Source organism: Fusobacterium sp. DD2, from assembly GCF_018205345.1.
GTDB lineage: Bacteria > Fusobacteriota > Fusobacteriia > Fusobacteriales > Fusobacteriaceae > Fusobacterium_A.
The window spans coordinates 33,549-45,884 of record NZ_JADRHM010000011.1 but is presented as its reverse complement, the minus strand read 5'-3'; the positions used below and the strand labels follow the sequence as shown (position 1 = coordinate 45,884).

General features: G+C 30.0%; 9 protein-coding genes. 6 read left to right on the top strand and 3 right to left on the bottom strand.

The window, feature by feature from the left end:
- Window positions 1-136 precede the first annotated feature (136 nt).
- The 3 genes from IX290_RS03015 to IX290_RS03005 all read left to right on the top strand — a co-directional run bounded on the left by IX290_RS03015 (window position 137) and on the right by IX290_RS03005 (window position 4,028).
- Window positions 137-1,582, top strand: coding sequence for an ATP-binding protein (locus tag IX290_RS03015; protein ID WP_211491725.1), 1,446 nt, complete (start codon window positions 137-139; stop codon window positions 1,580-1,582).
- A gap of 421 nt (window positions 1,583-2,003) precedes the next feature.
- The gene (gene rfbA, locus IX290_RS03010; RefSeq protein ID WP_211491724.1) at window positions 2,004-2,873 is read left to right on the top strand and encodes a glucose-1-phosphate thymidylyltransferase RfbA; all 870 of its coding nucleotides are present in this window, start codon (window positions 2,004-2,006) and stop codon (window positions 2,871-2,873) included.
- Window positions 2,874-4,028, top strand: a complete 1,155-nt coding sequence (locus tag IX290_RS03005; protein WP_211491723.1) for a dTDP-glucose 4,6-dehydratase — start codon at window positions 2,874-2,876, stop codon at window positions 4,026-4,028.
- Window positions 4,029-4,086: 58 nt separating this feature from the next.
- On the opposite strand, the gene IX290_RS11605 is transcribed toward IX290_RS03005, so the two are convergent.
- Window positions 4,087-5,178 (bottom strand): hypothetical protein, encoded by a 1,092-nt coding sequence (locus IX290_RS11605; protein WP_249168823.1) that lies wholly within the window; start codon window positions 5,176-5,178, stop codon window positions 4,087-4,089.
- A 231-nt stretch (window positions 5,179-5,409) separates the two neighbouring features.
- Here IX290_RS11605 and IX290_RS02995 point away from each other — a divergent pair, with 231 nt between their 5' ends.
- The 3 genes from IX290_RS02995 (at window position 5,410) to IX290_RS02985 (ending at window position 9,443) form a co-directional block, all read left to right on the top strand.
- Window positions 5,410-6,888 (top strand): nucleotide sugar dehydrogenase, encoded by a 1,479-nt coding sequence (locus tag IX290_RS02995; RefSeq protein ID WP_249168822.1) that lies wholly within the window; start codon window positions 5,410-5,412, stop codon window positions 6,886-6,888.
- Window positions 6,889-6,906: 18 nt separating this feature from the next.
- The gene (locus IX290_RS02990; protein WP_211491722.1) at window positions 6,907-8,001 is read left to right on the top strand and encodes a GDP-mannose 4,6-dehydratase; all 1,095 of its coding nucleotides are present in this window, start codon (window positions 6,907-6,909) and stop codon (window positions 7,999-8,001) included.
- Between the two features lie 212 nt (window positions 8,002-8,213).
- Window positions 8,214-9,443: a Fic family protein gene (locus tag IX290_RS02985; protein ID WP_211491721.1), complete on the top strand. Its 1,230-nt coding sequence runs from the start codon at window positions 8,214-8,216 to the stop codon at window positions 9,441-9,443.
- Window positions 9,444-9,714: 271 nt separating this feature from the next.
- Here the strand turns inward: IX290_RS02985 and IX290_RS02980 are convergent, their stop codons facing one another.
- A complete protein-coding gene (locus IX290_RS02980; RefSeq protein WP_211491720.1) occupies window positions 9,715-9,960 on the bottom strand; it encodes a hypothetical protein in 246 nt (81 codons plus the stop codon).
- Window positions 9,953-12,226 carry an ATP-binding cassette domain-containing protein gene (locus tag IX290_RS02975; RefSeq protein WP_211491719.1) on the bottom strand — a complete coding sequence of 758 codons (2,274 nt, stop codon included), beginning with the start codon at window positions 12,224-12,226 and terminating at the stop codon, window positions 9,953-9,955. Before IX290_RS02975 ends, IX290_RS02980 begins: the two co-directional genes overlap by 8 nt.
- Window positions 12,227-12,336: the final 110 nt, after the last annotated feature.

The window sequence follows — 12,336 nt, the reverse complement described above, 5'->3', positions numbered from 1 at the left end:
TAATTATTGATGAACTTAAGGTATAATGGAGTATGTGGAAAATATAAAAATTGAGGATAAAATAGTAAAACTTGTAAATAAAATGAGTAAAGAATTTAATTAATAATGTAAGAAACTATGAAGTAAAGGAGAAAAGATGACGCTTACTAAGGAAGAATTAGAAATTGTTTATAATTATTTAAAAGAGAATGACTCAGAAACAGGTTGGATAGAAGTCAAAGAACATGAGTTAGAATTAGATAAAATGGGACAGACTATTGCTGCTATTGCTAATAGTTGCTTGATGGATGACAAGGAATACGGATATATAATTTTTGGAATAAAAGATACTACTTGGGAAGTAGTAGGAACACAGAAGCGTTTATCAAGTTACAAAAAGGGAAATCAAGAAGGAAAGATGTACATTACAAGTTTGTTGTCTCCAACTATTGATTTTGAATTTTTCGATGATGAAAAAATAAATAATAAAACAGTATCAGTGATTAAAATAAATTGTGCTAGTCACACGCCAGTAAGTTTTAAAAAAGAAATATATATTAGAATAGGATCTAATAATAAAAATATAAGAGATTATCCAGAAAAAGCTAAAAAGTTATGGCAAAAAGCAAGTGGATTTAATTATGAAGCGAACATAGTAAAGAAAAATTTAACTCCAAAAGACATATATGATTTATTAGATATTTCAGTTTATTTTCGTATGAAACATTGTAAGAAAGATTTAGATTTTATAGAAATTTTAAATGAAATGGAAAATGATGGATTTATAGTACAAGCAGACAATAAATATCACATAACAGGTTTAGGGGCATTGCTTTTAGCAAAGGATTTAAAAAAATTAAATTTAGGAAGAAAAGGTGTAAGAGTTATAATCTATAATGGATTGACAAAAACTTCAATAAAAGAGCAAATCCAAGGGAGAAAGGGATATGCTGTAGGATTCGAGGGAATGATTAGATACTTGAAAGATTTTTTACCTAGAGAGCAGCGTTCTGTAGATGGTCGTATGACAACATTTGAATATTATGACAGTTCAATAGTCAGAGAATTGATTGCAAATGCAATTATTCATCAAGATTTAAGTATTACTGGTTCTGAAATAAAAATAGAAGTTTATGATAATCGACTAGAAATTACAAATCCAGGAAAAGCAGTGATAGATATTTTAAGATTCTATGATTGTAATAAGAGTCGAAATCAAAAATTAGCTTATTATATGAGACAATTAAAATTATGTGAAGAATTGGGAAGCGGAATTGACAGAATCGTTGAAATTTCTGAAAAAAATAATTTATTTACTCCAAAATTTATAATGACAGATGAGTATGTAAATGTAAAATTGTTCAAAGAAAAAGGTTTTCAACAAATGGAAGATGATGATAAGATTAATATATTATTTTATCATTGCTGTTATAGATACTCTATAGAAGATTATATGTCAAATTCTTCATTAAGAGCTAGATTTTTACTTGATGATACTAAATCATCTGTGGATAAGATAACAAATTTAATAAGAAAGGCAAAAAAAATAGGAATAATTAAAACAGGACCTAATAAAACTTATATTCCATTTTGGGCAAAATAAAAAGTTTTCGAACGGTTTCGAATATTCACTATTTTACGAAACGTAAGCGGGAAAAAAGTTTTCGAACGGTTTCGAATATTCACTATTTTACGAAACGTAAGCGGGAAAAAAGTTTTCGAACGGTTTCGAATATTCACTATATTACGAAATATAAGCGGGAAAAAAGTTTTCGAACGGTTTCGAATATTCACTATATTACGAAATATAAGCGGGAAAAAAGTTTTCGAACGGTTTCGAATATTCATTATTTTACGAAATATAAGCGGGAAAAAAGTTTTCGAACGGTTTCGAATATTCACTATTTTACGAAACATAGGCGGGAAAAAAGTTTTCGAACGGTTTCGAATATTCACTATTTTACGAAACATAGGCGGGAAAAAAGTTTTCGAACGATTTCGAGATAAGTAAAGGAGAAGAAGAGATGAAAGGAATTATATTAGCTGGAGGAAGTGGAACAAGGCTATATCCTCTTACAAGAAGTGTATCAAAGCAGATACTTCCAATATATGATAAACCCATGATATATTATCCTTTATCAGTACTTATGCTGGCTGGAATAAGAGAGATACTAATAATCTCTACACCTAGAGATATTAAGTGTTTTGAAGAGCTTTTAGAGAATGGCAGTGATATAGGAATGAGTATAGAATATGCTATTCAGGAAGAACCAAATGGACTTGCTGAGGCTTTTCTAATTGGAGAAGAGTTTATTGGAAATGAAAGTGTTGCACTTATTCTTGGAGATAATATATTCTTTGGACAATCTTTTACAGCTCTTCTTAGAAAATCAGCAAGTTTAACAAAAGGAGCTCAGATTTTTGGCTATGCAGTAAAAAATGCCAATGATTATGGTGTTGTTGAATTTGATAAGGATATGAATGTACTATCAATTGAGGAAAAACCTCAAAATCCAAAATCTAAATTTGCAATACCTGGACTCTATTTTTATGATAATACAGTAGTTGAAAAAGCTAAAAAAGTCAGACCAAGTGGAAGAGGAGAACTTGAGATTACAGATATAAATAGGATGTATCTGGAGGAGAAAAGTCTAAAAGTAAATCTTTTAGGAAGAGGATTTGCATGGCTTGATACAGGAACTCATAAGAATCTTCTGCAGGCTTCCAACTTTATAGAAACAATCCAGGAAAGACAGGGGAACTATGTTGCCTGTATAGAGGAGATTGCCTATAGAAATGGTTGGATAACTAAAGAGAGACTTTTGACTCTTGCTAAACCACTTCTGAAATCAGATTATGGAAAATACCTGGTTGATATCAGTGAGGAGATATAGATGAAAACTTATTTAGTAACAGGAGGAGCAGGCTTTATAGGGACTAACTTTGTAAAATATATGCTTGAGAAATGCGAAGATATTGAGATAGTAGTCCTTGATAAGCTTACATATGCTGGAAATAAAGAAAATATACAAAAAGAGATAGATGAACATAAGATAGATTTTGTACATGGAGATATAGCGAATAAAGAGCTTGTAGAGGATATATTTACAAGATATGATATAGATTATGTAGTTAACTTTGCTGCAGAATCTCATGTAGATAGAAGTATCACAGGACCTAGAGTGTTTTTAGAAACTAATATTTTAGGAACACAAAATCTTCTTGATGTGGCTAAAAAATTCTGGACAACAGGATATGATGATAAAGGGTATCCTGTCTACAGAGAGGGGAAAAAGTATCTTCAGATATCTACTGATGAGGTTTATGGCTCTTTAAAAAGAGATTACAGTGAAGCTGTAGAGCTGATTTTAGATGAAAAAGTAAAAAAAGTGGTAGAAGGAAGAAAAAATCTACAAACTTATGGAGATGATTTCTTTGTTGAAACAACTCCACTGGATCCAAGATCACCATACTCAGCATCAAAAGCATCAGCTGATATGATAGTTATGGCATATTATCATACTTACAAACTACCTGTTAACATCACAAGATGCTCTAACAACTATGGACCATATCAGTACCCAGAAAAACTGATACCTCTTATCATTAAAAATATTCTTGCTGGTAAGAAACTTCCAGTTTACGGAGATGGAGCCAATGTAAGAGACTGGCTTTATGTAAGAGACCATAATAAAGCAGTAGATATGGTAATCAATAATGGACAAGTTGGAGAAGTCTATAATATAGGTGGTTTTAATGAAGAAAAAAATATTAATATAGTTAAACTCACCATAGATACCATAGCAAGAATAATGACTACGGAACCTGAATATCAAAAGACTCTTCAAACTGATATCCAAAACATCAGTTATGACCTTATAGAGTATGTTCAGGACAGATTAGGTCATGATGCAAGATATGCAATAGACCCAACTAAAATAGCAACAGAACTTGGCTGGTATCCTGAGACACCATTTGAAAAGGGAATAGAGCTTACTATCAGATGGTATCTGAATAATCAGGATTGGGTAAAAAACGTAGATAAATAAGATAAAATGAGGCTGTTATAATTCTATAATTTTATAGGCTTATACAGCCTTTTTTCTTTTACCCTCTCGTAGCTCTGCATCTAGATTTAAGAGAAATTAAAAACATCTTAAACTGGAAAGTATCCATAGAAGAAAGAACACTTCTATTTTTACGAAGCTCTTCAATAGGAATCTCACAGATTATACCTTCTATCTCTTTTTTAAGGGTCTTGTTGGTAGTAATTCCACTGTATCTAGATAGCCATTTTCTCTTATCTTCACTTAGAACACTTTCTGTTTCTTTACGTACTGGTGCTTTAAAACTCCACTCATTTTTAAGAGCTTTGTATAAAATAGCATTAAAATTATTCCCTTTACCAGACAGGACATACTCCTCAGTCAAAAGGTACAAAGTTTTAAATCTATCTTCAGTTAAATCTTGAATATTATTTCTGATATTTTTGATAGTTGCCTCATTAATTCTAGGGTATTTATCTTCATCAAGAAAACTATAAAGGCTACTACTACTTTCTTTATTAGTTTCTTTAGTAGTAGTTCTGTTATTAGTAATTCTTTCTTTAGTATCTCTTTTATTACTAACTCTGTTATTAGTACTATCTATTATTAGTAGTGGGTGATTTTCCGTTAGCGGTTTTTCTGCTAACGGTTTATCCGCTAACGGATTATCCACTAATGGTTTTTCAATTTCTGGTTGTGATGAAAATTGATTCTCAGGTTTAACTTCATTATCTTGTTCTTTTATTTCTGGAGTTGTATTTTCTGATTTTGTTTTTGCAGCTTTATAATTTACTGTAACAGGTTCAGATGTATCTTTAAAATGTTCAAGTATTTCCATTAACATATCATCACTGTAAGGAGTGGGAATTTCAAAAACATAGTAGAAGGTTTCTTTGATGATACCTTTTTCTCTAACTTCGAAATAGTGGCAGTAATCATTTCTTCTTAATTCTAACAGAGCACTTTTAATAGAGCTTAATCCGTCAGTTTTACACTTTTCCAGGTGAGATGGTATTATCTTCCAGTCTTCAGGTCTTCCCATTAGATATGCTAAAAGTCCAGTAGCCTTAAATGATAGATTTTTATCCTCCAAAGTTTTCTTGTCAATTTGTACAAATAGATCTTTTCTCTTTTTTATTTTTAAAATAGCCATAGCTCCTCCTTTATATCTGTTTCCTTTTATATATGATAAGTCACTTGCACAGATTTTGTAACAGAAGTAATGTTAACTACTGTGAACAGATGGAAAGAAAGATTTATTTTAAAAGATAATTAAACTTTTGTGACATTTAAGACGTCAAAATAATAAAAATATTTATTAATATCAGGAGAATATAAAAATTATGTTATTTAAAATATCACAAGGGGAAAGAGATGAAATTTAATGAAAAAATTGTCTGAAGCACTTTTGAGGAAAATAGTAGTAGAAAAAAGAAAAGAAAAGAAACTTACACAACAGGAAGTTGCAGATAGAACAGGAATGAATAGAGGAATCCTAAGCAGACTTGAGACTGGAGATTATGTTCCATCTATTCAGCAGTTAGAAAGCTTAGGAGAGGTACTTGGATTTGAACCTGTATCTTTATTTGTAGAAGAGGTAAAAGGACCACAGTTTGAGAAATGTTCACCGCTTAATATAGCTGTGGCAGGAACAGGATATGTTGGGCTTTCACTTGCAGTATTGCTTGCTCAAAATAATCACGTTACAGCAGTAGATATTATTCCTGAAAAGGTAGAGATGATAAACAGTAAAAAATCTCCTATTCAGGACGACTATATAGAGGAGTATCTAGCTACAAAAGAATTAGATCTTGTAGCAACATTAGATGGTGCATCAGCATACAAAAATGCAGACTTTGTAGTAATTGCAGCACCTACTAACTATGATCCAAAGAGAAACTACTTTGATACTTCAGCAGTAGAATCTGTAATAGAAGAGGTATTAAAAGTAAATAAAGATGCAATAATGATTATCAAATCTACTATTCCAGTAGGTTATACAGAGTCAGTAAGAGAAAAATATGGAACACAAAATATAATATTCAGTCCAGAGTTTTTACGTGAATCAAAGGCACTTTATGATAACCTTTATCCATCACGTATTATAGTATCAATGGACAAAAAAGATGAAAAAATAGTAAAAGCAGCTCATACATTTGCAGCACTTCTTCAGGAAGGAGCAATAAAAGAGAATATAGATACACTGTTTATGGGATTTACTGAAGCAGAGGCTGTAAAACTATTTGCAAACACATATCTTGCTTTAAGGGTAAGTTACTTCAATGAGCTTGATACATATGCTGAAATGAAGGGATTAAACACTGTAGACATCATAAATGGAGTATGCCTTGACCCAAGAATAGGTTCTCACTACAATAACCCATCATTTGGTTATGGTGGATACTGTCTTCCAAAGGATACAAAACAGCTTCTTGCTAACTATGACAATGTACCACAAAACATGATGTCAGCAATAGTTGAATCAAATAGAACCAGAAAGGACTTTATAGCTAACCGTGTATTAGAGCTTTCTGGAGGATATGGACCAAACAGTACATGGTGTGAGTCTAAGGAAAAAGAGGTAGTAATAGGAGTATATCGTCTTACTATGAAATCCAATTCAGATAACTTCCGTCAATCATCTATTCAGGGAGTAATGAAAAGAGTAAAGGCTAAAGGTGCAAGAGTAATTATCTATGAACCAACACTTGAAGATGGTACTACATTCTTTGGAAGTGAAGTGGTAAATGACCTTGCTAAATTTAAAGAGCTTAGCCAAAGTATAATAGCTAACAGATATGATAGTTGCCTTGATGACGTTCAAGAGAAGGTATATTCAAGAGATTTGTTTAGAAGAGACTAATCCAAAGGAGTGGATAATATGTTAGATAAAAATATTAACTTAGAGGGGAAAAATATATTAGTTACAGGAGCTGCAGGATTTATTGGATCAAATCTTGTACTGGAACTTTTAAAAACTCAGAAATCCGTAAATATCATAGGAATAGACAGTGTTAATGACTACTATGATGTGAGAATAAAAGAGTGGAGATTGGAAGAGATCCAAAAAGAAGCAGCAAATCATAAAGATTCAACTTGGAAATTTGTAAAGGGAAGCATAGCAGATAGAGATTTAATTGATAAGATATTTGAGGAGTTTAAACCTCAGGTAGTGGTAAACCTTGCTGCTCAGGCAGGAGTACGTTACTCTATATCCAATCCAGATGCCTATATAGAGGCTAATATAATTGGGTTCTATAATATTCTAGAGGCTTGCAGACACTCATATGATGATGGGAAAGGTGTAGAGCATCTTGTATATGCATCTTCATCATCTGTATATGGAACTAATAAGAAAGTACCTTATTCAACAGATGACAAGGTGGACAATCCAGTATCACTGTATGCAGCTACTAAAAAGAGCAATGAGCTAATGGCACATGCTTATTCAAAACTATATAATATCCCATCAACAGGACTTAGATTCTTTACAGTGTATGGTCCTGCAGGACGTCCAGATATGGCATATTTTGGATTTACTAATAAGCTCATAAAGGGAGAAAATATCCAGATATTTAACTATGGTAACTGTAAACGTGACTTTACATATGTAGATGATATAGTAGAGGGAATAAAACGTATAATGCAAAGTGCACCAGTTAGAAAAAATGGAGAAGATGGACTTCCAATACCTCCATACTCAGTGTATAACATAGGAAACAGCAGTCCTGAAAACCTGCTTGATTTTGTGACAATCCTTCAGGAAGAACTGGTAAGAGCAGAGGTATTACCTCATGATTATGACTTTGAAGCTCATAAAAAGCTTGTACCTATGCAACCAGGAGATGTACCTGTAACTTATGCTGATACAAGTGCCCTTGAACGTGACTTTGGATTTAAACCACAAACAGATCTGAGAACAGGACTAAGAAAGTTTGCTCAGTGGTATAAAGAGTTTTACAAGGTGGAATTATAGATAGAAGAATATAGATTAAAATCAGAGTGATGTATGTTGCTCTGATTTTTTTTACAAATAAAAGTCAATATTTGGAATAATAATGTATAAAAAGCAATAATTATACATTATTATAATAAAAATACTAATTAATGTGTAAAAAAATTGACTTTTTTACATTATGATATATAATTTATATATAGAATATGTAAAAAAACAGGAGGTGCAGCAGTATGACAAAGTATGAAGCTCTCGAAAAGTTATACTATAAAAAGCAGGATATAGATAAGGAATATGCTCTTAGAATCAATAATCCATGTGCATATAATACCGAATTAAAAATTTATCCTGTATTAAAGGGGAATAAAGTGACTCAGGAGGAGTATAAGCTTTTTTGTCTTCCTGTAAGTGAACTTTTAATGAAACAGGAAAAAATATTTTTAAATAGTAAAAAGATTATGGAAATCAGCAGTAAGTTGCCAAATGCTGCACACCAGGCTTGCATTATTGATATTATGTCAAATGAGATCGTAAAGACAAATGGGCTTGAAGGGGTTCACTCCACTAAAAAAGATATATATGAAAGTATGACATCTCGTAAGACTACTAGATTTTCTGGAATAGTAAATAAATATATTCAGATTACTAAAGGGAATATAGAAACAATTGATTTTCCAGAAGAAGTAAGAAAGATGTATGACGATATTTTTGCAGAGGATATATTAAAAAATCCAGAAAATGAGCTGGATGGAAAGCTATTTAGAAAAGAAGGAGTATATATACACAGTGGTATGAGTAATGTCCATACTGGTGATTCCTCAGAAGAACTTATTATAAAGCATTTAGAAGAACTTATAGAATTTATGAATAGAAAAGATGTTCCATCTCTTATAAAGGCATCTATAGTTCATTACTATTTTGAATATATTCACCCTTTTTATGATGGAAATGGAAGATTTGGAAGATTTCTATTTTCAATGTATTTAGCACGTAAAATTGATATATTTACAGGTCTTTCACTCTCTTACAGTATTTTTGGAGATAAAAATAAATATTCAAATCTTTTTAAAGAAACATCATCTCCACGTAATAAGGGAGAATTGACATTTTTTGTTCTTGGTATGTTGGAGTTTATTCTCAATGGTCAGGAAAGTATAATTGAGATGCTGAAAGATAAAAGGCTGCAACTTGATTATGCAAAGGATTATTTAAAAAAATTGAAAAAAGAAAAAAATCTTGATGAAATTGAAGCAGATGCACTATATATTTATATGCAAAACTATATCTTTGCTAAACAAAATCCATTGACTGATGAGGAATTGTTAAGATATATAGAAGGAATGAAGTCAGTTAGAACTTTACGAAAATATTTAAATAACTTAACTGATCTTGGTTTAATTACCACTGTTAATAAGAAACCTTTAACAAGAGTTGTAAGTGATGAAATAAAAAGTATTATATAGATTTTAAAGGCTGTTGGTTTCCAACAGCCTTTATTGCTATTATTTAATATTACCACTTGGTTTTCATGATGAAGGAATAAGCAAACATTTTTCTTTTGAACTAGCATATTTACCATATTATTTAGAGTTCCCTCGCTTAGTTTATTCCAAATCATAAAACCTACATCAGCCTCTTCAGACATTTTTTTATTTTTTGTTTTTAAATTCATTACACACTGCGGTTAGTGTAGCACCAGAATCAAATAAATCATCAAAAATTAAAACATTTTCTTTAAGGCAGTTGTTCTGTAATATCATTTAATAAGTCGCTAAAAAATTCAATGACTGGTTTATCAATGCCTTTTTTATTTACAATTTCTATTGAATACTTATCACCAGGGGAATGATCTAATAACATATAGATGTCGTCTGCCTTAATTGTTCTTTCTTTTTTTTCTATTGTTAACTTTATTTCACCATTAACAGTGATTTCGATATTTTTATTTTCTTGCATTTCAAGTATGATTTTTTTATCCATAAACTCTTAACCTCTTTTCTATAGAATCTTTTCCACCGTCCATGTTATGGGCAACTATGTCTAATATGTTAGTTTCATCATCTTCTAACTCTAAACATCCAGCAGTAATTGTTATTTTGTTATTATTGTTCTTTACAAAAATAAGTTGATCAACATCTTGATTTACAACAAGTAATGGGTTATGTGTTACAATTATAATTTGTTTATTATATCTAATTGAATTTAAATATTTTATAAGATTTTTACTAATATTATTATTAGAAATGTGATCTTCTGGTTGGTCAATTAAAAAAATACATTTTTCATTTTCATGTTTTGTAATGTATTTAAAATATGCTAAGGATTGTTCACCGAGAGTACTACCAAGAGTTTTATTTTCACTAGACACATCTATAATAAAGTTTTGTTCTTTACACATATTATTCAAAAATTTTTCTAAATTATTATTATAGATGTCGCTTAATTTATTTACAGATGTACAGCCTGTTACTGCAGAAACAAACTCTTCATTAGTAGTTATTGATTGTAATTTTTTTAAATTTGAATAATTTTTATTAAACATTTGAGCTAAAAACTCATCGTGAACATTTTTGTCATGATAGTAAGCTTCAGAATTAAAACTAAATCCGTGTAATTTATTTTCTGTGAAACCAGATATTTTTGGAGGACATGTTGGAAAAACTGGATTTGTAGTTGTTTTTACTATTGTACTAACAATATTATTAATAAATTCCATTATTTCTTGAGTATAATCTTGTTGCTGGTTGTCTCTTGTTGACGCAGCTGCAGTGGTGCTAAGACTATAATTTGCTATTTGAGATGATATTGTATTTTTAATGTTTTTTTCTATATCTACTTTTTCTGATTTAGTTTTTATTTTTTCTAAAAGGGGATTTAAAATGTGAATAGCTTTTTCAATTTCTTCTTTATCTTGTTGAAAATATTGATCTTCTAACAGTAGTTTTAAAGCATTAAAAATGTTAGATAATTTATTTGCTGGTTCAGCGTGTGGATTGTCAATATTATCATAATTTTTATCACAAATGATTTGTATAAAATAAGTTGATTCCTCAATTAAGCTATTATATGCTAATTTTTTTTGTTTTAAATTTTGTGTTGCTTCATTTTGGTCTATTTTTTGTTGAATATATTTGTATATTTTGCTTGCGTAATCCTTATACATAGAGCGAAAATTTTCGTGTTGTATTTGTTTAAATTGTGTTTTAGGAAATAGTTCAGAGTTTTGAAATTTTGTGACAATATCTCCTTGTCCAATAAATAATTTTTTTCCTGGATATTGATTTTCACATACCAATTGGTTGGTCTTAATTAAATCTTTTATATATTTTGGTGAAGAATTAGTATCATTTAGTAGATTTAATAAAGTGGATTTACCAGAACCATTTTCACCAATTATAGCATTGATTCCAGTTGCTAGTTTAATTTTTTTACCTTGTATATTGAAGTGTTCGATGTACTTGGTATTTTTATTAGATGGTTGATTAATTCGTGTTTCAGGAGATGTAATTGCCATTAATAATCCTTTGAAAGTTGGCAAAATTTTAGCAGATGAATGATGAAAATTATCATTTTTCTTGTCTTTGCTATGATTTGGGTACTCAGTCCATTCATGACAATCACTTCCTGTTACTAACCCAATTTGAACAGGTATAGTTTTTAAATTATTTTTTAGAATTCCTTCTACAGCGGGTTTTTGAAATTCTAGAGCGCTTATATATTTAGTTTTAATAAATTCTTTAGGTTCTTCAGTAGATTCACTTAAAGAATTATGTCTACCATCATGTTGATCTAAGTTATTTCTTTGACAGGCAATTAAAATAACGTTAAGTCCAATTTCTTTCAATATTGCTTCAAATTGATCTTTCTTATATGCTTCATCTTGTTGTTTTAATAAATTTTTATTGAGAACATCGTTAATTTTTTTATAGTTATCTTCTTTATTTTTTGCATCAAAAATTGCGATGATATGACAACTCTTCATCTTATCATCTAATGAAACATCAAATTCTATTCCAGCAACCAATCCTTTTACGTTTGGATATTTATTAGTTTTTATTTGAATATCTAATTGTTTATATAATTCATTATCGAATCTGTTATGGTCTGTAATAGAAAATAATCCTACATTATACTCATTTAATTTTTCTAAAAGCACATCTATATTTTCTATTGTAGAATTTTTTATGACTTCTTTATCTTCTTTATATTCACTTGCTTTGGAGTGAATATGTAAGTCAAAAAACATAAACTCCCTCCTCTTTAAAATATTTGTAGATATTTTAGTAAATACATAAGTAAGTATTAATAAGCTTCATTATAACATGTAATAAAAAAATACCAAAATAATTTATATTT